Below are 25,432 nucleotides of genomic sequence, written 5' to 3'. Positions count from 1 at the left end.
GGCCGGTAACAGCCACCGCAACGCCACGGGTCGCGGTGGAGCGCCACGAACGGCGAGGACGTGCCGCCTGCGCTGGGGCAGTGACGGCACGTCCTCGTCGCTCTACCGGTGGCCGGGTCAGGCCTTCTTGGCGGTCTTCGTCGTCGTCTTCTTGGCCACGGACTTCTTCGCCGCGGTCTTCTTCGTGGCGGCCTTCTTCGTCGTCGCCTTCTTGACCGTCTTGCGGGCGGTCTTCTTCGCCGGGCCCTTGGCGCGCTTGTCGGCGAGCAGCTCGTAGCCGCGCTCGGGGGTGATCTGCTCCGGGTCGTCGTCCTTGCGCAGCGTCGCGTTGGTCTCGCCGTCGGTGACGTACGGCCCGAACCGCCCGTCCTTGACGACGACCGGCTTGCCGGACACCGGGTCGGTGCCGAGCTCGGCCAGCGGCGGCTTGGCGGCGGCGCGCCCACGCTGCTTGGGCTGCGCGTAGATCGCGAGCGCCTCCTCGAGCGTGATGTCGAACAGCTGCTGCTCGCTCGTCAGCGAGCGCGAGTCGGTGCCCTTCTTGAGGTAGGGCCCGTAGCGACCGTTCTGCGCGGTGATCTCGACGCTGCTGCCGTCCTCCTCGGTGCTCGTGCCGACGACGCGCGGCAGCGACAGCAGCTGCAGCGCGGTGTCGAGCTCGATCGTGCCGAGGTCCATGTCCTTGAAGAGGGAGGCGGTGCGCGGCTTGACCTTGTTCTTGCCCTTGCCCTGCTCCTCCTCCGGCAGCACCTCGGTGACGTAGGGGCCGTAGCGGCCGGCCTTGGCGACGACGTCGCGGCCGGTCTCCGGGTCCTGGCCGAGGACGCGGCCGTCGTCGGCGGCGCGCTCGAGCAGCTCGCGGGCGATGGCCGGCGTCATCTCGTCGGGCGCGATGTCGTCGTTGATCGTGGCCCGGCGGGGCTGTGTCGCACCGGACTCCGCGGCAGCGGCATCCGTCACCTCACCGGTCGTGGGGTCGATGCCGGCGGGCACGACCTCCTCGACGTAGGGACCGTAGCGGCCGACGCGCACGACGACGCCGTCGCCGATGTCGATCGTCGAGATGGCCCGGGCGTCGATGTCGCCGAGGTCCTCGACGAGCGAGCGCAGCCCCTCGGCCGAGCTCGCCTCGTCGCCGAAGTAGAAGCGGCGCAGCCACGCCGCGCGCTGCTCGTCGCCGCGGGCGATGGCGTCGAGGTCCTCCTCCATCGAGGCGGTGAAGTCGTAGTCGACGAGCCGCCCGAAGTGCTCCTCCATGAGGCGCGTCACCGCGAACGCGAGCCAGGACGGCACGAGCGCCGAGCCCCGGTTCGAGACGTAGCCGCGGTCCTGGATGGTGCCGATCGTCGAGGCGTAGGTCGAGGGCCGGCCGATGCCGCGTTCCTCCATCGCCTTGACGAGCGTCGCCTCGGTGTAGCGGGCCGGCGGCGAGGTCTCGTGGCCGTTCGCCTCGGCGCGCTTGACGTCGAGCGAGCGCCCCGCGCCGAGCTTCGGCAGGCGGCGCTCGTCGTCGTCGCGGGTGCGGGCGTCGTCGCGGCCCTCCTCGTAGGCGGCGAGGAAGCCGCGGAAGGTGATGACGGTGCCGCTGGCCGACAGCTCGACCTCGCGGGCCGGGGCGCCGTCGCGCAGCGTCGCCGCGAGCCGCACCGACGCGGTCGAGCCGCGGGCGTCGGCCATCTGCGAGGCGACGGTGCGCATCCAGATGAGCTCGTAGAGGCGGAACTCCTCGCCGCGCAGCTCGCCGGCGACCTGCGCCGGGGTACGGAAGCGGTCACCGGCCGGGCGGATGGCCTCGTGGGCCTCCTGGGCGTTCTTGACCTTCTTCTCGTAGCGGCGCGGCGCGTCCGGCACCGAGTCGCCCCCGTACATCTCGCGGGCCTGCTGCCGGGCGGCGGTGAGGGCGGTGTCGGACAGCGCGGTGCTGTCGGTCCGCATGTAGGTGATGTAGCCGTTCTCGTACAGGCGCTGGGCGACCCGCATCGCGTTGCGCGAGTTGAGGCGCAGCTTGCGCGAGGCCTCCTGCTGGAGGGTGCTCGTCGTGAAGGGGGCGCTGGGGCGGCGCGTGTAGGGCTTCTCGGAGACCTCGGCGACGGTGACCTGCGCGCTGCGCAGCGCCTCGGCGATGCCGGTGGCGCGCTCCTCGTCGAGCTGCACCGAGCGCTCGCCCTTGAGGGTGCCGTCGTCGGCGAAGTCGCGGCCGGTGGCGACGCGCTTGCCGTCGACGCCCGTCAGGCGGGCGGTGAAGAGGTCCTCGGCGGCGCCGGGGGTGACGTCGGCGTCGACGTCCCAGTACGAGGCGCGGACGAACTTCATCCGCTCGCGCTCGCGCTCGACGACGAGCCGGGTGGCGACGGACTGCACGCGCCCGGCGGACAGGCCGGCCTTGACCTTGCGCCACAGGACCGGGCTCACCTCGTAGCCGTAGAGGCGGTCGAGGATGCGGCGGGTCTCCTGCGCGTCGACGAGGGCGACGTTGATGTCGCGGGTCTGGTTGGCGGCCCGCTGGATCGCCTCTCGGGTGATCTCGTGGAAGACCATCCGCTTGACCGGGACCTTGGGCTGGAGGGTCTCGAACAGGTGCCACGCGATGGCCTCGCCCTCGCGGTCCTCATCAGTGGCGAGGTAGAGCTCGTCGGCGTTCTTCAGGAGGGCCTTGAGCTCGCGGACCTTCTTCCGCTTGTCCGCGTCGACGACGTAGTACGGGTCGAAGTCGTCGTCGACGTTGACCCCGAACTTGCCGAACGGGCCCTTCTTGATCTCCGCCGGCATCTCGCTCGGGGTGGGGATGTCGCGGATGTGGCCGACCGAGGCCTCCACGTCCCAGTCGCTGCCGAGGTAGCCCGCGATGGTCTTCGCCTTCGCCGGGGACTCCACGATGACGAGCTTGCGTCCGGATGCCATGCCTCACACCTGCCTGTTCCGTCGGCCACGTGCAGCGGATTCGTCGCTGCTCGGACGTGGTGACGGCCCGACGGTAGCGCTCGGGAGGCGCCCGGCGCACACCCGGGTCGTCGGCGGCGCGGCGGTGGGACGGCCCGACGGGGGCCGTCCGGGCGGCTCAGCGGTGGCTGCGGTGCAGCTGCGCGAGGACGGCCGCGGTGGCGACGAGGCCGATGACGAGGAGCGAGAGCGGGGCCGGGCTGGCGGTCGTCCAGGCCGCGGCCGCGAGACCGAGCCCGATGACGACGAGCAGCGCCGGGAGCCCCCGGCGCGGCGAGGTGCCGGCGCCCAGCGTGTAGGCCACGCAGGCCCCGACGGAGAGGAGGACCGCGACGAGCGGCACGACGGACGGCAGGCCCCGGGCGGTCAGCGCGGCGGTGGCCGCGGACACGGCCACGACGAGGGCCAGGCCCAGGCCGCGCGTGACGCGCTCGACGCGGTCGGTGGTGACGGACGGAGCAGGCAGCTGCAGCTGAACGGTCACGTGGCAACGCTTTCGGCGAGGAAAGGCCCCCTACAAGCCCTTCCGGTACTCCGCACGGTAGAGGACGTCGGGGGGTCGGCGCCGGTCGTTCCGGGAATTGCCCGGGACGACCGGCGCCGGACCCTCAGGCGATCTCCTTGCGGGTGACCCGCCACGTGCCGACGGCCACGGGCAGGGCGACCCAGACGAGCGCGGAGGTGGCGAGATGGGCCCAGTCCTCGCCCCGCATCGTCCCGGTCATGAGCGGCTCGGTGACGAGCGAGAGGTCGAGCCACGCGGTGACCCGCTGGGCGCCCTCGGCGAGCCCGGCGACGATGCTCAGGGCGGTCGGCAGCGCGAACGAGGCGACGATGGCCAACGGAGTGTTGAGGAAGAGCAGACCGAAGCCGACGCCCTGGACGAGGAAGAGGACCAGCGCGAGCGCGAGGCCGCCGCCCGTCGCCGCGGGGACCGACCACACGGTGTCGCCGCCCCGGACGAGCGAGCCCACGAGACGGGCCAGCGCGACGGCGGCGGCGGTCACGAGGACGACGGCGACGCCGAGGACGACCGACGCCAGCGCCTTGGCCGCGACGACCCGGCCCCGGTGCGGCTCGAGCGCGAACGTCACGAGACCGGTGCGCTGCGACCACTCGGCGGTCGCGGCCATGATGCCGAGGATCGGCAGGAGCACCGAGAGGGGCAGCGCTGCCAGGCCGAGCAGCCCGACGTAGGAGGAGTCCTTCGCCGACCCCCAGACGAGCAGGGCGGCGACGACGGCGACGGCCAGGCCGGCCGTGACGCCGAGCAGCCAGCGCCCCGCCCGGGTGTCGACGAGCTTGCGCAGCTCGACCCGCAGCAGGCGGGCGAGGGGGACGCCGGGCCGGCCGCCGCGGGGTGCGGAGGCGGACGCGGGGACGGTCGGGGCCTCGGGGGCCCGGGTCGCGGTGCTCACGCCGCCACCTCCCGCGCGTCGTCGGCGGTCAACCGCAGGAAGAGCTCCTCGAGCCCCTGCGCGCCGTGCGGCCGCAGGTCGGTCACCACGACCCCCGCCGCGAGCGCGGCCCGGCCGACGACGGCCGGCTCGACGTCGACGACGACGCCGTCCGCGGTCCGGGACACGGCGTGACCCGCGGCCTCGAGGGCCCCGGCGAGCGCGGCGTCGTCCTCGGACGACACCCGCGTGCCCTCGCCGGCGACGAGCTCGGCCACCGCGCCGCGCGCGACGACCCGGCCGCGCCCGATGACGACGACGTCGTCGGCGACGGCCTGCACCTCGTGGAGCAGGTGGGAGGAGAGGAGCACCGCCCCGCCGCGGTCGGCGAAGCCGCGCAGCAGCGTGCGCATCCAGTGGATGCCCTGCGGGTCCAGGCCGTTGGCCGGCTCGTCGAGGACGAGCACCTCCGGGTCCCCGAGGAAGGCGCCGGCGAGGCCGAGGCGCTGACGCATCCCGAGGGAGTAGGTGCGCACGCGCCGCCCCGCCTCGTCGTCGCTGAGGCCGACCATCCGCAGGACCTCGTCGACCCGGCCCCGGGGGACGCCGACGGTCAGCGCCGCGAGGACGAGCGCCTCGCGGCCGGTGCGCCCGGGGTGCTGGGCCGAGGCGTCGAGCATGACGCCGACCCGGCCGCCGGGGTTGACGAGGTCGCGGTACTCGCGGCCGAGGACGGTCGCCCGGCCGCTCGTCGGCGGCGTGAGGCCGGTGAGCATCCGCATGACGGTGGACTTGCCGGCGCCGTTCGGGCCGAGGAAGCCGGTGACCGACCCCGCCCCGACCTCGAAGGTGACGCCGTCGACGGCCGTGACGCGACCGTAGCGCTTGGTGAGGTTCTCGACTCTGATCATGGCTCCAGCCTCGGCGCGGGCCGGGGTGCGGCACATCGCCCGACGGTCTGCACCGGGGACGTCGCATGTCTCGACCCACCCCCTCCGAAGGTCTACCCCCGGCGCGGTCCGAGGGAGACCTCCGGCCGACGCGCGACGCGGGGGCGCGCTCCTACAGTGGCCGGATGCCTCCTCCCCCGCCCGCTTCCCGGCTCCCGTGGTGGGGCCAGGCGTGGCGGGTCGTCGTCGCCCTGCTGGCGAGCCTCACGGTCTGGGTGCTCACCCTGGAGTCCCTCGAGGACGCGGGGTTCTCCGACCACCCGCTCGCCCTGTGGGTCCTCGTCGGCGACCCCCTCCTCTGCCTGCTGCTCCTCGTGCTCGTCGTCGTCGCCCGCCGCCGGCTCCCGCTCGCCGTGGCCCTGACGACCGCCCTGCTCACCGCGCTCTCCCCGATGGCCTTCGGCCCGGCGACGCTGGCCCTCTGCTCGCTCGCCACCCGCCGCCGCCCGCGCGAGCTGCTGCTCGCCGGGGGCACCACCGTCGTGGCGGCCCTCGCCTTCGAGTCCGTCTACCCCGAGCCCAGCCCGCTGCCGCTGTGGGCCGCCGCCCTGCTCGTCAGCCTCTTCGTGGCCGTCGTCCTCGCCGTGGGCTGGTCGGTCGGCGCCGACCGTGAGCGCCTCGTGTCGTTCCGGGAGCGGGCCGAGACGAGCGAGCGCGAGCAGCAGGCGCGGGTCGCGGCGGCGCGGGCCGCCGAGCGCACCCGCATCGCCCGCGAGATGCACGACGTCCTCGCGCACCGCATCTCGCTCGTCGCGATGCACGCGGGGGCCCTGACCTTCCGCACCGACCTCTCCCCCGAGCAGCAGGCGCAGACGGCGCGGACCATCGAGGAGAACGCCCACCTCGCCCTGCGCGACCTGCGCGACGTGCTCGGGGTGCTGCGCGCGGACGGCGTCGACGCGGCGCCCGCCCCGGAGCGCCCGCAGCCCGGGCTCGCCGACCTGCCGCAGCTCGTGGCCGAGGCCCGCGCGGCCGGGACCCGGCTCGGGTTCGAGGACCGCACCGACGGCGCCGTGCCGCCGACGACGGGCCGCACGGTCTACCGGCTCGTCCAGGAGGCGCTGACCAACGCCCGCAAGCACGCGCCCGGCTGCCCGGTCACCGTCTCGGTGGAGGGGCGGGCCGGCGCCGCGGTCGAGGTCGTCGTCGCCAACCCGCTGCCCGTCGGCGCGGGTGCGACGCTGCCCGGCGCCGGCCTGGGGCTGCTCGGCCTCCACGAGCGGGTCGACCTCCTCGGCGGCGTGCTGCGGCACGGTCCGGAGGAGGACCGGTTCGTCGTGCGGGCCTCGCTACCGTGGGCGGCATGAGCACCGCCGCGGTCCGGGTCGCCCTCGTCGACGACGACCCGCTCGTGCGCGCCGGGCTGACGATGATCCTCGGCGGCGACCCCGCGCTCGAGGTCGTCGGCGAGGCCTCGGACGGGGCGGACGCGGCCGACCTCGTGCGCCGCACCCGGCCCGACGTCGTCCTCATGGACATCCGGATGCCCCGCCGCGACGGCATCGCGGCCACCGGCGACCTGCTGGCCCTGCCGGACGCCCCGCGGGTGCTCGTCCTCACGACCTTCGACGCCGACGAGATGGTGCTGCGGGCGCTGCGCGTCGGCGCGCACGGGTTCCTCCTCAAGGACACCCCGCCGGCCCGCCTCGTCGCGGCCGTCCACGCCGTCGCGGCCGGCGAGCCGACCCTCTCGCCGAGCGCGACGACGGCGCTCATCGCCGCGGTCGCCGGGCGGGACGACGGCGACGTCGTCGCGCGCCGCCGGGGCGAGGCCCGCCGGGCGCTCACCCTCCTGACCGAGCGCGAGCGCGAGGTGGCGCTGGCCCTCGGGCGGGGACGGAGCAACCTCGAGATCGGGGCGGCGCTGCACCTGAGCGTCGCGACCGTCAAGGCCCACGTCGGGCGCATCCTCACCAAGCTCGGGCTCGAGAACCGCACGCAGGTGGCGATCCTCGTCCACGACGCGGAGTAGGGAACACCGGCGCGGGGCATGTGGTTGAATGTTCAACAACTTGTCCGAGGAGACCACCGTGACCGACACCGCCACGTCGAGCCGCCCGCCCGTCCTGTACCTCAGCCACGGCGCCCCGCCGCTCGCCGACGACGCCCTGTGGACCTCGCAGCTGGCCGGCTGGTCGCGCGACCTCCCGCGCCCCGACGCCGTCCTCATGGTCTCGGCCCACTGGGAACAGGCGCCCGTCTCGGTCTCCGCGACGAGCGGCGACGTCCCGCTGACCTACGACTTCTGGGGCTTCCCGCAGCGCTACTACGACGTGACCTACGACGCGCCGGGCGCCCCCGACGTCGCCCGCTCGGTCGCCCGGCTGCTCGCCCCCTCCGGCGAGACCCTGCACCAGGACCCCACCCGCGGCCTCGACCACGGCGCGTACGTCCCCCTCAAGGAGATGTACCCCGACGCCGACGTGCCCGTCGTCCAGCTCTCGATGCCGACGCTCGACCCGCACCGCCTCTTCGACCTCGGCCGGCGGCTCGCCCCGCTGCGCGACGAGAACGTCCTCATCGTCGGCTCGGGCTTCACGACGCACAACCTCGGCTGGTTCGACCCGCACGCCGGGTCCGACGCCGCCCCGCCCACCCCCTCGGCCGAGTTCGACCACTGGGCCGCCGAGACCGTGGCCGCCGGTGACGTCGACGCCGTCCTCGACTTCCTGGCCAAGGCCCCGGCGGCCCGCGAGGCCCACCCGCGCACCGAGCACTGGGCGCCGCTCTACGTCGCGCTCGGCGCGGCGTCGGTCCACGGCGACACCGCCGGCACCAGCGTCATCGACGGGTTCTGGTTCGGCCTGAGCAAGCGCTCCTGGCAGTTCGCCTGAGCGGTCGCGCTCCCCGTCGCCGAGAGGAGGCGACACGCAGACGGACACGTCCGTGGCTCTGCGTGCCGCCTTCTTTCGCGTCCCGGGACCTCGCGGCATGATCGGCGGATGAGCGCGCAGCACCTCGACGTCGGGCAGCACCTCGACGGGCTCGCCGCGGCCACCGACCGCCTCGTGGGGTGGGCCGGGGAGGCCGGGCCCGACGCCTCCGTGCCGAGCTGCCCGGCGTGGCTGGTGCGCGACCTCGTCGTGCACCAGGGCGCCGTGCACCGCTGGGCGACGGCGATGCTGCGCGGCGGCGACCCCCGCACCCTCGACATCCCCGACCTCGAGCCCGAGGGGCGCGCCGCCCCGGACCTCCTCGGGTGGCTGCGCGCGGGGGCCGACGACCTCCTCGCGACCCTCGCCGACGCCCCGGACGACCTCGAGGCGTTCACCTTCCTGCGCGAGGCCCCGCCGGCGCGGCTGTTCTGGGCCCGGCGGCAGCACCACGAGACGGCCGTCCACGCCCTCGACGTCCTCGCCGCCCGGGAGGGCCGGATGCCGTGCGCCGCCGACGCCTGGTGGGGAGCCGACGTCGCGGTGGACGCGGTCGACGAGCTCCTCGTCGGCTTCTGGCCGCGGCGCGGGAGGGGCCCTCGCGCACACGGCGACCCGTACGCGGCGCTCGTGACGGCGAGCGACAGCGGCGACCGCTGGCACGTCGTCGTGTCCGGTGACGCGACGACCGCCCGGCGGCTCGCGCCGTCCGACCCCGAGCCGGCAGGGGCCGCCCGGCTGGTCGGCCCGGCGACCGAGCTGCACCTCGCGCTGTGGCACCGCGGCGGCGTCGTCACCGACCCGGACGGGCTGCTCCCCCGCTGGGCCGTGGGCGGCGCGGTGGTCTAGGCGCTCCGCGCGCCGAGGTGCTCGGCGAGGAAGGAGTCGATGCGCCCCCACGCGTCGGCCGCCGCGGCCGGCTCCGGGCCGGCGTGCAGGACGAAGCGGGTCACCGGCGCCATCCACCACGGCGCCGAGTCGGTGGGGTTGAGGAACGAGTGCCCGGCGCCCGGGTACTCGCGGACGTCGTGCGGCACACCGCGGGCCGTCAGCGCGACCTCGAGCTTCTCGGCGGCGCCGGTGAGGCTGCGGTCGCGGCCGCCGTAGCTCGCGACGACCGGGCACGCCCCGTCGAGCGCGTCGGGCGCGCTCGGGAGCATCCCGTAGTTGGCGGCCGCGGCGTCCCAGCCGGGCCGCGGGGCGAGGGCCAGCGCGAACGCGCCGCCCATGCAGAAGCCGATGACCCCGACCCGGCCCGAGCAGCGCTCGTCGGCGAGCAGCTGCGCCCGCGCGGCCTCGACGTCGTCGAAGGCGGCGCCGTGCCCGCGCCGCAGCGCGGTGAAGGTCGCCCGCAGGCAGGCCGACCGGCGGCCGCGCGAGAAGAGGTCCGGGGCGAGGGTGAGGAACCCGGCCCCGGCCATCCGGTCGGCGAGGGCGCGCATGTTGTCGTCGAGGCCGAACGCCTCGTGGACCAGCACGAGCCCCGGCCAGGGGCCCTCGCCCGCCGGTACCGCGAGGTGCGCGGCGAGGTCGCCGACCCGCGTGGGGCCGCCCACCGGTCAGTGCCCCTTGCGCGGGCGCTTCTTGGGCGCGGGACGCGTGGGGTCGTCGCCGACCGGCTCGACGTGCTCAGGCACGACGATCGGCCGGATCCGCGACCACGCGATGAACCCCAGGCCCACGACGAGCAGGCCGAGGCCCGCCCAGAGGTTGGCGTTGACGCCGCCGGTCTTCTCGGTCTCGGGGTCGCCGAACAGCCCCATGAGCGTGAGGATCACGCCGTAGATCGCGAGCAGCCCGCCGATGACGTTGCGGATGTCGAAGGCGCCTGCCTTGTGCGTGTCTGCCATGACTGCTCCCTCGTCAGAAGAGGACGTTGAGGACGACGACCATGCCCAGGGCCAGCCCCGCGAGCGGGACGGTCCGGCGGTACCAGGGGTAGGACGCCTCGTTGGGGTCGGTGCGCTGCTCGACCGGCGTCTCGGAGTAGACGAGACCGACGAGCTCGGACGCGGGTTTCGGCTCGGTCCTCATCGTCACCACGACCGAGACGAGGACGTCGACGACGAACGCCGCGGCCGCCGCGACGAACGCCGCCCCCTGGCCGCTCAGCGGGATGACGCCCGTGCTCAGCCCGCCCAGCGTGCCGTCACTGAGGACGGCGACGACGACGGCCGCGAGCGTGCCCGACACCAGGCCCGACCAGCCCGCCGTCGGGGTCATCCGCTTCCAGAACATGCCGAGGATGAACGTGGCGAACAGGGGCGCGTTGAAGAAGCCGAACAGCGTCTGGAGGTAGTCCATGACGTTGCTGAACGAGCTGGCCACGAGGGCGGTGAAGATCGCGATGAAGGTGGCGAGCACCGTCGCGAGGCGGCCGATCCGCAGGTAGTAGTCGTCGCTGCGGTCCTTGCGGATGTAGCGCTCCCACAGGTCGTAGCTGAAGACCGTGTTGAACGCGGAGATGTTGGCCGCCATGCCGGCCATGAACGCCGCGAGCAGACCCGTGATGGCCAGCCCGAGCAGGCCGTTGGGCAGCAGGTCGCGCATGAGGTAGAGCAGGGCGTCGTTGTACTTGACGCCCTCGCCCGACGCCCCGCCCGGCACGACCTGGCCGTTCTTGAGGTCGACGATCTCCTTGACGAGGACCGCGGCGAGCATGCCGGGGAAGATCGTGAGGAAGGGGACGAACATCTTGGGGAAGGCGCCGATGACCGGCGTCTTGCGCGCGGCCGAGATCGACTCCGAGGCCATCGCCCGCTGGACCTCGACGAAGTTGGTCGTCCAGTAGCCGAAGGAGAGGACGAAGCCGAGGCCGAAGACGATGCCGACGACCGACAGGAAGCCGTTGTCGAACCCGGTCAGCGCCTGGCCCGGCCACGAGTTCAGCTGCTGCTCGGCCGGGGCGATCTTGTCGGGGTTGGCCGCGGCCATCTCGGTGATCTTCTGCTTCAGCCCGTCGTAGCCGCCGACCTTGTGCAGCCCGAGGAGGACCAGGGGCAGGAGGCTCGCGACGATGACGAAGAACTGGAGGACCTCGTTGTAGATCGCCGCGGACAGCCCGCCGAGGGTGATGTACGACAGGACGATGATCGCGGCGACGATGAGCGCGACCCACAGCGGCCACCCGAGCAGCGCATGGACGATCGAGCCGAGCAGGTAGAGGTTGACGCCCGCGATGAGCAGCTGGGCGACGGCGAACGACAGCGCGTTGACGAGATGCGCGCCGGTGCCGAAGCGCCGGAACATGAACTCGGGGACCGAGCGCACCTTGGAGCCGTAGTAGAACGGCATCATCACGACGCCGAGGAAGAGCATCGCCGGGATGGCGCCGACCCAGAAGTAGTGGACGGTCGGGATGCCGAACTGGGCGCCGTTGGCGCTCATGCCCATGATCTCGACGGCGCCGAGGTTGGCCGAGATGAACGCCAGGCCGGTCACCCACGCCGGCAGCGACCGGCCCGACAGGAAGAAGTCGACCGAGTCCGACACCGACCGGCGGGCCAGCAGCCCGATGCCGAGGACGAAGACGAAGTAGACCGCGAGGATGAGGTAGTCGACGGCGTTCGCCTGGATGAGGGTGTCGGCCGCGGGCAGCGCCGCCGGCATCCCCTGGACCAACGCCTGTGCTCCTGCAGCGACCACGACCACCACCAGCTCCTCGTCGAGGGTGGCGCCGGTCCCGACGCCGCCCGCCACGCTAACGCCTGCGTGCGACGTGCGGTGGTCCGGTGACCGGCGGTTTCGCCGGTCACCGGACGCGGTCGAGGGTCGGGCCGGGGGTCAGGCCGCCCGGCGGGCGGCGGGCGCCGGCAGGGCGCGGCCCGAGCGCGGCGTGACGATCCAGTCGTGGGCCCCGGTCAGCTCGCGGACGTGCGCCACCCGGGCCACCGCGTTGCGGAACTCGGTGTAGAAGAGCATCCCCGCGAGCAGGTAGCCGACGAACCACAGCGGGCGGCGGCGCAGCTCCGGGGTCGCCCCGAGCCAGGCGAAGAAGGTCTGGGCCGGCGCCGTCGAGAGCGGGACGAGGACGGCGAGCACGAGCAGCGTGGTCACCGGCACCTGCGAGACGTCGCCGCCGACGCGCCAGAGCGCGTGCAGGGCGAGCGGGAGGCCGAGCTGCCCCACCCACGGCGCCATCTCGCGCCAGCGCAGGAGGTAGAACATGCCCGTGCGCTGGCGGCGGGTCAGCCCCGCCGCGTCGCCCACGGCGCCGGCGTGCCGGCGGGTGACCTGGAACCAGCCCTGCGCCCACCGCAGCCGCTGCCACCACAATGCCCCGGGGCTGGTCGGTGCCAGCTCGTGCGAGAGCAGCCCGGCGTCGTAGACGATGCGGCCGCCACCGGAGATCAGCCGGACGCTCGAGTCGATGTCCTCGGTGAGCATCGTGGAGCGCAGCCGCACCCGCCGCAGGACCGAGGTGCGCCAGTAGCCGTTGGAGCCCCCGAAGACCGCGAAGCCGTGCAGGCGCGAGCGACCCGGGTGCGAGACACCGTAGATGGCCTCGAACTCGACGGCGACGAGCCGTGCGGTGAGCGAGGCGTCCCCGTTGCGGACGACGCACCGTCCCTGGACGACGTCCGCGCCGTCGGCGATCCACCGCCACGCCCGGTCGAAGGCGTCCGGCGCGGGGTGGTGGTCGGCGTCGAAGACCCCGACGACCTCGCCGGTGACGTGGGCCAGCGCGGCGTTGACGTTCTGCGCCTTCGAGGTGCTGCCCTCGACGCAGAGCAGGAGGAGGCGGGGGTCGGAGCGGGCGAGGTCCTCGAGGAGGTCCTCGACGGGCAGGCGATGCGGCCGGTTGTAGGCGAGGACGACCTGGAGGTCCGCGTGGTCGCTCGCGAGGACCGAGCGGAGGGTCTCGACGACGGTCGCGGCCTCGTTGGGCAGGTACGCGGCGACGACCGCCGACATCCGGGGCGCCGGGCCGTCGGGCCGCGCGGGCAGGCGCGGGCGGCGCAGCGACGCGAGCCCCTCGAGCCAGAGGCTCAGGGTCGTCACGCCCATGAAGACGACCACCACGGCGAAGACGACGTCGGCGACGGGGTGGCCGAGCCGGTCCGCGACGACGAGCCCGACGAACGGCAGCACGACCCCGAGCAGGACCGTGAGCGCGAGCTGCAACGTGGCGGTGGTCCGGCGGCGACGCCGGGGCGCACGACGGCGCGCGGCCCGCTCACCCTCGGGCTCCATCCCGGGGTGCCAGGCCCGCGGCCGCAGGTCGAGCTCGTCGCCCGCGGCGTCGTGCGCGACGACCGCCCGCTCGACGAGCGCGGCCGGGCGCAGGCCGGGCTCGGAGCGCGCCCAGCCGACGACCGGCGTCAGGTGCACCGTCTCGCCGGCGACCTCGGGCTCCAGCGCCGACAGCCGGGCCGACAGCTCACCGAGCCGGTGCTCGACCCAGAGGTCGTCGCGGTCGGCCACGAGCAGGAGCACCCGCCCGCGGGCGTCCCGGGCGGCGAGCTCGGTGTGGACGGCGGCGTCGACGACGACGCGGGCCACGACCTGGAGCGCCTCCTCGGCGGCAGCGCCACCGAGCCTGCGGCGCAGGGCGTCCCGCTCCGCGATGTCGATGACCGCGACCGCCGCACGCGGGCGCCCGGTCTCCGACATCCGGGCGTCCCGCTCGACCTCGGCGCGCAGCTCGGCCTCGCCGACGAGAACCCGGCCGGAGCGCACCGACGGCCGCTCGTCGACGCGACGGACGACGGACGACACGACCTGGCGGGCCCGCTCGTGGGCGGCGAGGTCGTCGTCCCCGGTGCCCGCCGGGACGGCCACGACCGGCAGGTCGCGCATCCCCAGCGCCGCCAGCCGGCGACCGAGCACGTGCACGGGCGCGGCATCCCCGTCGACGACCCAGACGACGGCCGCGGCCGCCTCGGCCCGGACGAGCCCGACGACGGCGCGCCACGCCTCCGCCTCGGGGACACCGTCTCCGGCGGCCTCCGGGCAGAGGACCGCGCGGGCGCCGAGCCGCGCGAGGCGCGCGCTCAGCGCGCGGGTGAGCGGGGGGTCGACGTCGCCGCCGAGGACGACGACGGCCGGCCCGTCGGGGCGCGGGCGGCGCGTCTGGTCGGGCTGCACGTCCATGGAGGGCTCCCTGCGGTAGAGCCGCGCCGCGCAGGATCAGCTGCGGCACAACAGTTTTCCGGAATTCGGTCTGCGTGTCGCCGTTGACGTGGAGGGATCGGCGGCCGGCTGCTCCGTGCGCGGGTCCCCTGCGACGACCATCGAACAGGTCGCTTGAAGACGCTGACGTTACGTCGTGTTTCGGTCGTGTTAATTCTCGGACCCCGCCTTGCCCCCCGGTGGCGCGACGGGGCACGGTGTGCCCCAGACCAGCAGCGCTCCGCCTTCGTCGTCGGGGTCGCCACGTCTGCGCCGGCCAGTGACGTACGGCGCGCCGGACGGTCCCTCGGGGGGACGTCCACCTGGTCCTCGACCGTGGGGTGCGACGACGCACGCCCGGCCTCCCTCTTCTTCGCCCGGGTCACCCCGTCGACCGGGCACCCGCCTCCAGGAGCCGTCCATGTCCGCTGCGCTCGCCCGCATCCACTCGCTCGTCGACGCCGTCGTGTTCGGCAACGGCTGGCTCGCCCTCGGGGGGCTCGCCCTCGTCGTCGGCCTCGCGGTCGCCGTCCGGCTGCTCCCGCCGCTGCGCGTCTGACGCGCCCGTCCACGCCCGAAACCCCCTCTGCCGGAACAGGACCCCCATGAGCTTCGGACTCGGCTACCTCACCTACGGCGTGGCGATGGTCGCGCTCCTCACCGGGCTGCTCGTCAACCACCTCGCCTACGCGGCCAAGCTGACCAACTTCGCCCTGTGCTTCGCCTTCATGTGGTGCCACCTCGCGCTCAAGGCGGTCGCGAGCCTCGCCGCCAAGCGGCACGTGGCCGACCCCGACGTCGACCTGTCGCTCCTGCGCGTCGACGTCGTCGTCCCCGTCTACAACGAGGACCCCGCGCTCCTCGCCGCCGGGCTGCGCAGCATCGCGCGCCAGACCCGTCTGCCCCGGGCCGTGTGGGTCGTCGACGACGGGTCGCAGCGCGACGGCGTCCCCTTCCTCGTCCTCGAGTCCGACGAGGTCCGCGAGGCGACCGCCGAACTCGAGCTCGCCGGCCTCACGGTGCACCGGCACCGCCACCACAACCAGGGCAAGCGCCACGCCCAGGCGGTCGCGTACGCGCGCTCGGACGCCGACGTCTTCGTGACGGTCGACTCCGACACGGTCCTGCGCGACGACGCGGTCGACCGGCTCCTCCTCCCCTTCGCCCGCCCCGACGTCATGAGCGTGGCCGGGACAGCCGTGGGGCAGAACCACGCGCAGAGCCTCTTCACGCGCATCGTCGAGATCGGGTTCGTCATGAGCTTCATCCACGGCCGGATGGCGGAGGGCGCGTTCGGGTCGGTGCGCGTCAACTGCGGCATCATCGCCGCCTACCGGGGCGAGGTGCCCCGCCGCAACCTCGACCGCTTCCTCGGCCAGCGCTTCCTCGGCCGCCCGGTCCGCGCCGGCGACGACCGCATCATGACGCTCTTCGCCAAGGAGCTCGGGCGCTGCGAGTACCAGCCGGACGCCGTGGCGTACTCGGCTCTCCCGTCGCGGTTCTCGCACCTCGTGCGGCAGCGCCTGCGGTGGTGCCGCTCGTTCTGCTGGGGGACCCTGTGGCTGCTGCGCCGGCCGGTGACGAGCGCCGACTTCTGGTTCACGTTCACGCAGGTCCTCGCGCTCGTCATGTACGGCGTCGCGATGGTCGCCGCGGTGCCCGGCGTGCTCCTCGGCGCGATCAGCCCGGCGCTGCTCGGCTCGACCATCCTCACCGCGGCCGCGATCTCGTTCGCCTCGCACTTCCGGTACGTGCTGCTGGCCCGGCAGGACGAGCCGCTCTCCCAGCGCCTCCTCGTCTGGTGGGTCAGCCCGCTCGCCAGCGTCCTCAGCATGCTCGTGCTCCTGCCGCTGTACTACGTGGCGGTCTCGTCGCCGAAGCCGCAGCGCACGTGGGGCACCCGCAAGAAGGTCGAGGTCGGCCTCTACCCGGCGGGCGGAGGCCTCGAGGCCTCCGCGGTCGGCTCGGGGGTGGGCGCATGAGCGTCATCGACCTCGTCGGCCCCGCCCGCACGGCGACCGGTCCGGACCTGGGGCGGGGGTGGCTGCGCGGCTACCGCCCCGACATCGAGGCCCTGCGCGCCCTGGCCGTCGTCCTCGTCGTGCTCTACCACGCAGGCGTGCCCTTCCTCCAGGGCGGCTACGTCGGCGTCGACGTCTTCTTCGTCATCTCCGGCTACCTCATCACCCGCCACCTGCACACCGAGCTCACCACCCACGGCCGCATCCGCCTCACCGACTTCTACGCCCGCCGCATCCGCCGCCTGCTACCCCTGGCCACCCTCGTCACCCTGGCCACCCTCGCCGCCACCTGGCTCATCGCCTCCCCCCTCCAAGCCCGCCGCACCGCCACCGACGCCCTCTGGTCCACCCTCTTCGCGATGAACATCCACCTCGCCAACAGCGGCGTGGACTACCAGGCCAACCAGGACCCCTCACCCCTGCAGCACTACTGGTCCCTGGCCATCGAGGAGCAGTTCTACCTCGTCTGGCCCCTGCTGATCACCGCCGCCTCCCTCCTGTGGCTGCGCCGCCGCCACACCCCCCACGGCACCCGCCCCACCCCCAGCACCACCCTGCTCCTGACCACCATCACCCTGGCCACCGCCGCCTCCCTCGCCTACGCCATCCACACCACCGACATCGCCCGCTCCCTGGCCTACTTCGCCACCCCCGCCCGCGCCTGGGAGCTCGGCATCGGCGGCCTCCTGGCCATCGCCGCCCCCACCCTGGCCCGCACCCGCCTCCTGGCCCACACCCCCACCACCACCCTCCTGGCCGTCACCGGCCTGACCGCCATCACCACCAGCGCCATCCTCTACACCGACACCACCCCCTTCCCCGGCACCGCCGCCCTCCTGCCCGTCCTGGGCACCGCCGCCACCCTCACCGCCGGCCTGCACCGCCCCACCCCCCTCGAGACCCACCTCCTGGACACCCCCCTGCCCCAAGGACTCGGCCGCATCTCCTACGGCCTCTACCTCTGGCACTGGCCCCTGCTCACCCTCGCCCCCACCTACCTCGACACCACCCCCACCCCCCTGCAGACCACCCTCACCCTCACCCTCGCCCTCTGGCTCTCGGTCGTGTCGTACGCCGTCGTCGAGTCACCGGTCCGCGAGGTCGCCCGGCTCCGGCTCCCGGCCCGTCGCACGGTGGCGGCCGGGCTCGCCGCCCTGGCGGTGACGTCGGTCGGCGTCGTCGGGTCCACCGCCCTGGTGCCCGACGCCCGTGGCACCGGGCGCGCGGCGGCCTCCCTCACCGACGGCCTGACCGCGCTCGACTCGGTGGCGTCCGGCGCCCAGGTCGTCGAGGTGCCCTCGAACCTCACGCCCGCCCTCGACACCGCCGCGGACGACGACCCCACCCGGGGCCTGCCCGCCGCCGCGCACTGCCACACCAACCTCCTGCCGACGACGCTGAGCGACGACGGCAGCCCGTGCGTCTTCGGGGACCCCCGCGCCGACACCACCGTCGTCCTGGCCGGCGACTCCCACGCCTACCAGTGGCTGCCGACCCTCGACCTGCTCGCCCGTCAGCAGCACTGGCGCGTCGTGTCGATGACCAAGTCCGGCTGCCCCCTGTACGACGTGGCGCTGGAGAACCAGACGCTGCGCCGCGACTACCGCGAGTGCTACACGTGGCGCGAGCGCGTCCTCGCGCGCATCACCGCCGAGGACGCCGACCTCGTCGTCACCACCGGCGCGGTGTTCTCCTCGCGCGGGGACGACTTCGCCGCCGCGTGGGCCGACGGCGTCGACACCACCGTCACCGGGCTGCGGGCCCGGGGTCGCGAGGTCGTCGTGCTCGAGGACACGCCCTACCCCGGACGGGACGTCCCGGAGTGCCTCGCCGCCCACCTCGACCGCGCCACCGCGTGCACGGTCCCCGTCGAGGAGGCGCTGAGCGACCCGGTGCGCCGGGCCTCGACCCGGGAGCGCGCCGCGGCCGCCGGGGCGGTCGTCGTCGACCCCGTCCCCTGGTTCTGCACCCCCACCCGGTGCGCCGTCGTCGTCGGCGACACCCTCGTCTACCGAGACAACAGCCACCTCACCGCCACCTACGCCCGCGCCCTGGCCCCGCAGCTGGCCGCGGCCCTGCCCGCCCCCTTCGGTCCCGGGAGGACCTCGTGACGACCATCGCCCCGCCGCCCCGCCGGCAGCGCCACCTCCGGCCGGCCACCTCTCCCGGTCCGGACCTGGGGCGGGGGTGGCTGCGCGGCTACCGCCCCGACATCGAGGCCCTGCGCGCCCTGGCCGTCGTCCTCGTCGTGCTCTACCACGCAGGCGTGCCCTTCCTCCAGGGCGGCTACGTCGGCGTCGACGTCTTCTTCGTCATCTCCGGCTACCTCATCACCCGCCACCTGCACACCGAGCTCACCACCCACGGCCGCATCCGCCTCACCGACTTCTACGCCCGCCGCATCCGCCGCCTGCTACCCCTGGCCACCCTCGTCACCCTGGCCACCCTCGCCGCCACCTGGCTCATCGCCTCCCCCCTCCAAGCCCGCCGCACCGCCACCGACGCCCTCTGGTCCACCCTCTTCGCGATGAACATCCACCTCGCCAACAGCGGCGTGGACTACCAGGCCAACCAGGACCCCTCACCCCTGCAGCACTACTGGTCCCTGGCCATCGAGGAGCAGTTCTACCTCGTCTGGCCCCTGCTGATCACCGCCGCCTCCCTCCTGTGGCTGCGCCGCCGCCACACCCCCCACGGCACCCGCCCCACCCCCAGCACCACCCTGCTCCTGACCACCATCACCCTGGCCACCGCCGCCTCCCTCGCCTACGCCATCCACACCACCGACATCGCCCGCTCCCTGGCCTACTTCGCCACCCCCGCCCGCGCCTGGGAGCTCGGCATCGGCGGCCTCCTGGCCATCGCCGCCCCCACCCTGGCCCGCACCCGCCTCCTGGCCCACACCCCCACCACCACCCTCCTGGCCGTCACCGGCCTGACCGCCATCACCACCAGCGCCATCCTCTACACCGACACCACCCCCTTCCCCGGCACCGCCGCCCTCCTGCCCGTCCTGGGCACCGCCGCCACCCTCACCGCCGGCCTGCACCGCCCCACCCCCCTCGAGACCCACCTCCTGGACACCCCCCTGCCCCAAGGACTCGGTCGCATCTCCTACGGCCTCTACCTCTGGCACTGGCCCCTGCTCACCCTCGCCCCCACCTACCTCGACACCACCCCCACCCCCCTGCAGACCACCCTCACCCTCACCCTCGCCCTCTGGCTCTCGACGATCTCCTACCACGGCCTCGAGGACCCCGTGCGGCGGATGCGCGCGCTGGCCCGGCTGCCGTGGCGGGCCGTCGTCGCGGGCCTCGGGGTGGCCGGCGCCACCGCGTCGGTGAGCCTCGCCGCGGCGGTGCTCATCCCGGACCCGAAGGGCTCCGGCGCCGAGGCCGCGAGCGTGGACCCCGCGCAGGTCGTCGCGGCGGTCGACGCCGCGACGACGCTGCGCGCGCTGCCCGCCAACCTCTCGCCCGCCCTCGCCGACGTGCCGGACGACACCCCGTCGCCGACGACGGGCGACGGCGTCTCGTGCATGGTCGACCTGCTCGACACGAGCATCGCCCGCGACCCCGCCGGCACCTGCGTGTTCGGCGATCCCCGCGGCGACACCACCGTCGTCCTCGCCGGCGACTCCCACGCCTACCAGTGGCTGCCCGCGCTGGAGGCGGTCGCGGTCCAGCGCCACTGGCGCGTCGTGTCGATGACCAAGTCGGGCTGCCCGCTGTACGACGTCCGGCTCGTCAACACCCTGCTCAAGCGCGACTACCGCGAGTGCTACGCCTGGCGCGACGAGGTGCTCGCGCGGATCACCGCGGAGAAGCCGGACCAGGTGCTGCTCAGCGCCTTCACCGGCTCGGAGCGGCAGGACCCCGCCTTCACCGGCCGCTGGGCCGACGGCGTCGGGCGCACGGTGGAGGGCCTGCGCGCGCAGGGGCTCGGCGTCACCGTCCTCGCCGACACGCCCTACCCCCGGCGCGACGTCCCCGAGTGCCTCGCCGCCCACCTCGACGACGCCCGCTCGTGCGCCGTCCCACGGGCCGAGGCCCTCAGCGACCCGACCCGCCGGGCGGCCACGCTGCGCGCCGCGCGGCAGGCCGGCGCGAGCACCGTCGACCCCACCTCGTGGTTCTGCACGAAGCGCACCTGCCCGGCCGTCGTCGGCACGACGGTCGTCTACAGCGACAACAGCCACATGAGCGCGACGTGGTCGAAGGCCACCCGCCGCCTGCTGGCCGACGAGCTCGCCGAGGTGTCGCCGGTGCTCAGGGGCTGACCGGCGCCCCCTCGAGGTCGGTGAGCGCACCCTCGAACTGGGCGGCGTGCAGCCGGGCGAACGCCCCGTCGGCGGCGAGCAGCTCGGCGTGCGAGCCGCGCTCGACGATCCGGCCGGCCTCCATGACGAGGATGAGGTCGGCGTCGCGGATGGTCGAGAGCCGGTGGGCGATGACGAAGCTCGTCCGGTCGCTGCGCAGGGCGGCCATCGCCTGCTGGACGAGGAGCTCGGTGCGGGTGTCGACCGAGCTCGTCGCCTCGTCGAGGATGAGCAGCGACGGGTCGGCGAGGAACGCGCGGGCGATCGTGATGAGCTGGCGCTCACCGGCGCTGATGTTGTCGGCCTCCGCGTTGAGCTCGGTGTCGTAGCCGTCGGGCAGCGAGTGCACGAACCGGTCGACGTAGGTCGCGCGGGCGGCCTCGAGGATCTCGTCCTCGGTCGCGCCGGGGCGGCCGTACGCGATGTTGTCGCGGATGGTGCCGGCGAAGAGCCAGGTGTCCTGAAGGACCATCCCGGTGCGCGAGCGCAGGTCGTGCCGCGTCAGCTCGCGGATGTCCTTGCCGTCGAGCGTGATCCGACCGCCGTCGAGCTCGTAGAAGCGCATGACGAGGTTGACGAGCGTCGTCTTGCCGGCGCCCGTGGGCCCCACGATGGCGACGGTCTGGCCGGGCTCGACGAGCAGGTCGAGGTGCTCGATGAGCGGCTCGTCCGGCGAGTAGGAGAACGAGACGTCCTCGAAGGCGACCCGGCCGTGCGCGGCGTCCAGGCGTGCGGGCGAACCGGAGTCGGGCTCCTGCTCGGGGGCGTCGAGGACCTCGAACACCCGCTCCGCGGAGGCGACCCCGCTCTGCATGAGGTTGGCCATCGACGCCACCTGGGTCAGCGGCTGGGTGAACTGGCGCGAGTACTGGATGAACGCCTGCACGTCACCGAGGCTCATCGAGCCGCTCGCGACCCGCAGGCCGCCGACGACCGCGATGGCGACGTAGTTGAGGTTCCCGATGAACATGAGCGTCGGCATGATGACGCCGCTGATGAACTGCGCCCGGAAGCTCGCGTGGTGCAGCGCGTCGTTGGAGACGGCGAACTCGCGGTCGGCCTCGGCCTGGCGACCGAAGACCTTGACGAGCTCGTGCCCGGTGAAGGTCTCCTCGACGACGCCGTTGAGCTCGCCGGTGCTCTTCCACTGCTGGACGAAGTGCCCCTGCGAGCGCTTGCCGATGACGGCCGTGACGACCATCGTCACCGGGATCGTCACGAGGGCGATGACCGCGAGCAGCGGCGAGATGTAGAGCATCATCGCGATCATCGCGACGACCGTGAGCAGCGAGGTGACGAGCTGGCTGAGGGTCTGCTGGAGGCTCTGGGCGACGTTGTCGATGTCGTTGGTGACCCGGCTGAGCAGCTCGCCGCGCGGCTGGGCGTCGAAGTACGGCAGCGGCAGCCGGTTGAGCTTGTCCTCGACGTCCCGGCGCAGGCGGTACACCGTGCGGTTGACGGCGCTGACGAGCAGCCGTCCCTGGACGAGCTGGAGCCCGGCGGCGACGACGTAGATGCCGAGGACGAGCAGGAGCACCTGCCCGACCGCGCCGAAGTCGATGCCCTGCCCGGGCACGACGTGGTCCATCGCCGCGAGGACGTCGGCGACCGTGCCCTGGCCGCGCTGCCGCAGCGTCTCGACGAACTGCTCCTGCGTGACCCCGGCGGGGATCTGCCGGCTGAAGACGCCGGCGAAGATCAGGTCGGTCGCCCGCCCGAGGATCTTCGGGCCGACGGCGTTGAGCACGACCGAGCCGAGGGCCAGGCCGAGCGCGCCGAGCACGACGGGGCGCTCCGGGCGCAGCAGCCCGACCACGCGCTTCGCGGACGGGCCGAAGTTCTGCGACTTCTCGGTCGGCATGCCGATCTGGGCGTGCGGCGGGCCGCCGCGGCGCGAGCCCGCGGGTCCGCGCCGGGCCTCGGCGGCCTTCTCCTCCTCGTTCTTCAGCTCGCTCATGCGACCTCCTCCATCGCCTGCTGGCTCTCGACGATCTCGACGTACGTGGGGCACGACGCGACGAGCTCGTCGTGGGTGCCGACCCCGACCACGGCGCCGTCCTCGAGGACGACGACCTGGTCGGCGTGGCGGATGCTCGAGACGCGCTGCGCGACGACGACCACCGTCGCCTCGCGCGTCACCGGCCGCAGCGCGGCGCGCAGCCGGGCGTCGGTCGCGACGTCGAGCGCGGAGAACGCGTCGTCGAAGAGGTAGACGTGCGGGCGGCGCACGAGCGCCCGGGCGATGGCCAGCCGCTGGCGCTGGCCGCCGCTGACGTTGGTGCCGCCCTGGGCGATCGGGGCGTCGAGGCCCTCGGGCATCGCCCGGACGAAGTCCTCGGCCTGGGCGATGCGCAGCGCCTCCCAGAGCTGCTCGTCGGTGGCGTCCGGGTCGCCGTGGCGCAGGTTGCTCGCGACCGTCCCGCTGAAGAGGTAGGGCCGCTGGGGCACGAGGCCGATCCGCGACCACAGGTCCTCGAGGGCGGCCTCGCGCACGTCGACGCCGCCGACGAGCACGGCGCCCCCCGTCGCGTCGTGCAGGCGCGGGACGAGGCCGACGAGCGTCGTCTTGCCCGAGCCCGTCGAGCCGATGACCGCGGTCGTCGTGCCGGGGCGCGCCGTGAAGCTCACCTCGCGCAGCACGGGGGCGTCGGCCCCCGGGTAGGCGAAGGTCGCGGCCCGCAGCTCGACGGCCACGGGGCCGGCCGGGAGGGCCACCGGGTGCTCGGGCGGGTGCACCGACGAGCGGGTGTCGAGGACCTCCATGATGCGACCGGCCGAGACGGTGGCGCGCGGGATCATCATCGACATGAAGGTCGCCATCATCACCGACATGAGGATCTGGATCAGGTAGGACATGAAGGCCGTCAGGGCGCCGATCTGCATGGCGCCGGAGTCGATGCGCATCGCGCCGAACCACAGGACGGCCACGGTCGAGGCGTTGAAGATGACCATGACGATGGGGAACGCGAGCGCCATGAGCCGGCCGACCGCGAGCGCCGTGCCCGTGTAGGTGTCGTTGGCGTCGGCGAAGCGCTGCCGCTCGACGTCCTCGCGGACGAAGGCGCGCACGACGCGGATGCCGGTGATCTGCTCGCGCAGGATGCGGTTCACCGAGTCGACGGCCTTCTGCATCGCGCGGAAGTGGGGGATCATCCGGCTGATCACGAGGCCGACCGACGCCCCGAGCAGCGGGACCGCGACGGCCACGAGCCACGAGAGGCCGATGTCCTCGCGCAGCGCCATGATGACGCCGCCGACCATCATGATCGGCGCGGAGACCATGATCGCCAGCCCCATGTAGACGACCTGCTGCACCTGGGTGACGTCGTTGGTCGAGCGGCTGATGAGGGTCGGCGCGCCGAGCTGCGAGACCTCGCGCGCCGAGAACGACCCGACCCGGCTGAACACCGCGCCCCGGACGTCACGGCCCATCGACGCGGCGGTCAGGGCGGCGATGCGGGTGGCCGCGATCGTCGCGACGACCTGGAGCAGCGAGACGCCGAGCATGAGCAGGCCCGCGTGGAGGATGAAGCCGGTGTCCCCCACCGCGACCCCCTCGTCGATGATGCGCCCGTTGAGGCTCGGCAGGTAGAGGGAGGCCAGCGTGCCGGCGAGCTGGAGCACGAGGAGGACCGCCAGCGGGCCGGCGTAGGGCCGCAGGTGGGTGCGGACGAGGCGGACGAGCATCAGCGGGCCTCTCGGTCGGTGTGGTGGCGGGTGCCGTCGAGGACGACGGAGACGATCTCGGCCGGCGTCATCGACCGGACGGGGAACATCGGGTGGGCGCTCGAGAGCGTCAGGTGGGCGAGGATGTTGACGACCGTCGGGGCGTCGAACCGCAGCTCGTGGGCGTCCTCGCCGATGAGGTCGACGAAGGCGGCGTCGACGGCCGGGTCGCTCATCGAGCGGCGCTGCGGCGGGCCGGCCGCGGGGCGGTGCGGCGGCACGCCGGCGTGGTGGAGGGTCGCCATGAGGCCGATGGCCTGCTCGAGGTGGGCGTGCATCACGGCGACGCCCGCGGCCAGGCGCTCGTCGAGCGAGAGGTCGCGGTCGATGCCGCGTAGCCGGGCCACCGCCGCCGTGGTGTCGAAGACCGCTGCGGCGCAGGCCCCGACGAGCTCCTCCTTGGTGCCGAAGGCGCGGAAGACCGTGCCCTCGGCGATGCCGGCGGCCTCGGCGACCTGCTTGGTCGTCAGGGCGGCGCCGTGCTCGCGCAGGAGCGGGATCGTCACCTCGACGAGCGCCGTCCGGCGCTCCTCGGGGCTCATGGCGGGCGCACGGGGGGTCACGAGGAGCCATCGTAAGTGAGTGAGCACTCACTCACAAGCGCTTTCCGTGACCCGCCCGGCGCCGCCTCTTCTCCGCGCGACCTGCGGTGGTCCGGGTGCGGTCGCACGCGGACCCGCGCAGGTTGCCCGGAGGAGGGACCGTCCCGGCTCCGGACTCTCACGCGGCTCTCATCCACCCCTGACACGATGACCGGGTGCCCCGACCCCTCGCCGCCGCAGCGGCCGTCGCCGCGGTCCTCGTGCTGCTCGGCCTCGGGAGCACCCTCGCGTCGCGGGCCGCGCAGGGGCCGGCGCCGGTCGACCTCGGGGAGCCGGTGCTCGTGACGCCGACGCAGGCGCCCACCGGGTCCGGCACCCCCGCAGCCGGTCCCGGCGCGAGCCCCACCACGGGCCCGGCCCCCTCCTCGCCGCCCGCCACGGTCGAGCCGCCCGAGCCCGAGGACCCGGACGACGAGGACGACGACCCGGACGACCCCGACGACGACGACCTCCCCGACGCCCCCGACGATGACGACACCCCCGTCCGCTGAGCC

Annotated in this window: 20 protein-coding genes; 9 read left to right on the top strand and 11 right to left on the bottom strand. The window is 74.1% G+C overall.

What is annotated here, in order from left to right:
- Positions 1-117 precede the first annotated feature (117 nt).
- The 4 genes from topA to HL663_RS06635 form a co-directional block, all read right to left on the bottom strand.
- Positions 118-2,901: a type I DNA topoisomerase gene (gene topA, locus HL663_RS06650; protein ID WP_173027621.1), complete on the bottom strand. Its 2,784-nt coding sequence runs from the start codon at positions 2,899-2,901 to the stop codon at positions 118-120.
- A gap of 157 nt (positions 2,902-3,058) precedes the next feature.
- Positions 3,059-3,424: a hypothetical protein gene (locus tag HL663_RS06645; RefSeq protein ID WP_173027620.1), complete on the bottom strand. Its 366-nt coding sequence runs from the start codon at positions 3,422-3,424 to the stop codon at positions 3,059-3,061.
- A gap of 124 nt (positions 3,425-3,548) precedes the next feature.
- Positions 3,549-4,358 (bottom strand): ABC transporter permease, encoded by an 810-nt coding sequence (locus HL663_RS06640; protein WP_173027619.1) that lies wholly within the window; start codon positions 4,356-4,358, stop codon positions 3,549-3,551.
- Positions 4,355-5,248 carry an ATP-binding cassette domain-containing protein gene (locus HL663_RS06635; protein WP_173027618.1) on the bottom strand — a complete coding sequence of 298 codons (894 nt, stop codon included), beginning with the start codon at positions 5,246-5,248 and terminating at the stop codon, positions 4,355-4,357. The genes HL663_RS06640 and HL663_RS06635 overlap by 4 nt, the downstream gene beginning before the upstream one ends.
- 164 nt (positions 5,249-5,412) lie before the next feature.
- On the opposite strand from HL663_RS06635, the gene HL663_RS06630 reads away from it, so the two are divergent.
- The 4 genes from HL663_RS06630 to HL663_RS06615 all read left to right on the top strand — a co-directional run bounded on the left by HL663_RS06630 (position 5,413) and on the right by HL663_RS06615 (position 9,009).
- On the top strand, positions 5,413-6,594 hold the full coding sequence (locus HL663_RS06630; RefSeq protein ID WP_173027617.1) for a sensor histidine kinase: 1,182 nt from the start codon (positions 5,413-5,415) through the stop codon (positions 6,592-6,594).
- Complete coding sequence (locus HL663_RS06625) at positions 6,591-7,259, top strand: response regulator transcription factor (RefSeq protein ID WP_173027616.1); 669 nt, start codon at positions 6,591-6,593, stop codon at positions 7,257-7,259. The genes HL663_RS06630 and HL663_RS06625 overlap by 4 nt, the downstream gene beginning before the upstream one ends.
- Positions 7,260-7,317: 58 nt before the next feature.
- Entirely contained in the window at positions 7,318-8,121 is an 804-nt protein-coding gene (locus HL663_RS06620; protein WP_286175987.1) for a dioxygenase family protein, read from the top strand.
- Positions 8,122-8,229: 108 nt separating this feature from the next.
- Entirely contained in the window at positions 8,230-9,009 is a 780-nt protein-coding gene (locus tag HL663_RS06615; protein WP_173027614.1) for a maleylpyruvate isomerase N-terminal domain-containing protein, read from the top strand.
- On the opposite strand, the gene HL663_RS06610 is transcribed toward HL663_RS06615, so the two are convergent.
- From HL663_RS06610 to HL663_RS06595, 4 genes are all read right to left on the bottom strand, one after another.
- Positions 9,006-9,716: a dienelactone hydrolase family protein gene (locus HL663_RS06610; protein ID WP_173027613.1), complete on the bottom strand. Its 711-nt coding sequence runs from the start codon at positions 9,714-9,716 to the stop codon at positions 9,006-9,008. The two genes, HL663_RS06615 and HL663_RS06610, sit on opposite strands and share 4 nt — an antisense overlap.
- Before the next feature lie 3 nt (positions 9,717-9,719).
- Positions 9,720-10,010, bottom strand: a complete 291-nt coding sequence (locus HL663_RS06605; RefSeq protein WP_173027612.1) for a hypothetical protein — start codon at positions 10,008-10,010, stop codon at positions 9,720-9,722.
- A gap of 13 nt (positions 10,011-10,023) precedes the next feature.
- The gene (locus tag HL663_RS06600) at positions 10,024-11,769 is read right to left on the bottom strand and encodes a sodium:solute symporter family protein (RefSeq protein ID WP_216842737.1); all 1,746 of its coding nucleotides are present in this window, start codon (positions 11,767-11,769) and stop codon (positions 10,024-10,026) included.
- Positions 11,770-11,943: 174 nt separating this feature from the next.
- Positions 11,944-14,253 carry a glycosyltransferase family 2 protein gene (locus HL663_RS06595; protein WP_173027611.1) on the bottom strand — a complete coding sequence of 770 codons (2,310 nt, stop codon included), beginning with the start codon at positions 14,251-14,253 and terminating at the stop codon, positions 11,944-11,946.
- 439 nt (positions 14,254-14,692) lie between these two features.
- Between HL663_RS06595 and HL663_RS06590 the strand changes: the two genes are divergently transcribed.
- The 4 genes from HL663_RS06590 to HL663_RS06575 are packed head-to-tail and all read left to right on the top strand — an operon-like array spanning position 14,693 to position 20,571.
- Entirely contained in the window at positions 14,693-14,830 is a 138-nt protein-coding gene (locus HL663_RS06590; RefSeq protein WP_173027610.1) for a hypothetical protein, read from the top strand.
- Positions 14,831-14,876: 46 nt separating this feature from the next.
- A complete protein-coding gene (locus HL663_RS06585; protein WP_173027609.1) occupies positions 14,877-16,253 on the top strand; it encodes a glycosyltransferase family 2 protein in 1,377 nt (458 codons plus the stop codon).
- A complete protein-coding gene (locus HL663_RS06580) occupies positions 16,250-18,403 on the top strand; it encodes an acyltransferase family protein (protein ID WP_173027608.1) in 2,154 nt (717 codons plus the stop codon). The genes HL663_RS06585 and HL663_RS06580 overlap by 4 nt, the downstream gene beginning before the upstream one ends.
- On the top strand, positions 18,400-20,571 hold the full coding sequence (locus tag HL663_RS06575; RefSeq protein WP_173027607.1) for an acyltransferase family protein: 2,172 nt from the start codon (positions 18,400-18,402) through the stop codon (positions 20,569-20,571). The genes HL663_RS06580 and HL663_RS06575 overlap by 4 nt, the downstream gene beginning before the upstream one ends.
- Here HL663_RS06575 and HL663_RS06570 read toward each other — a convergent pair.
- The 3 genes from HL663_RS06570 to HL663_RS19120 are packed head-to-tail and all read right to left on the bottom strand — an operon-like array spanning position 20,561 to position 24,899.
- A complete protein-coding gene (locus HL663_RS06570; RefSeq protein ID WP_173027606.1) occupies positions 20,561-22,567 on the bottom strand; it encodes an ABC transporter ATP-binding protein in 2,007 nt (668 codons plus the stop codon). The genes HL663_RS06575 and HL663_RS06570 overlap by 11 nt on opposite strands.
- Positions 22,564-24,297, bottom strand: a complete 1,734-nt coding sequence (locus HL663_RS06565; RefSeq protein ID WP_173027605.1) for an ABC transporter ATP-binding protein — start codon at positions 24,295-24,297, stop codon at positions 22,564-22,566. Before HL663_RS06565 ends, HL663_RS06570 begins: the two co-directional genes overlap by 4 nt.
- Positions 24,297-24,899 carry a TetR/AcrR family transcriptional regulator gene (locus HL663_RS19120; protein ID WP_216842696.1) on the bottom strand — a complete coding sequence of 201 codons (603 nt, stop codon included), beginning with the start codon at positions 24,897-24,899 and terminating at the stop codon, positions 24,297-24,299. Before HL663_RS19120 ends, HL663_RS06565 begins: the two co-directional genes overlap by 1 nt.
- A 194-nt stretch (positions 24,900-25,093) precedes the next feature.
- Between HL663_RS19120 and HL663_RS06555 the strand changes: the two genes are divergently transcribed.
- On the top strand, positions 25,094-25,429 hold the full coding sequence (locus HL663_RS06555; RefSeq protein ID WP_173027604.1) for a hypothetical protein: 336 nt from the start codon (positions 25,094-25,096) through the stop codon (positions 25,427-25,429).
- Positions 25,430-25,432: the final 3 nt, after the last annotated feature.

The sequence above is a fragment of the Arthrobacter sp. NEB 688 genome (assembly GCF_013201035.1).
GTDB lineage: Bacteria > Actinomycetota > Actinomycetes > Actinomycetales > Dermatophilaceae > Phycicoccus.
Note: the sequence above shows the minus strand (reverse complement) of the source record. Positions and strands in the feature narration are given on the sequence as shown.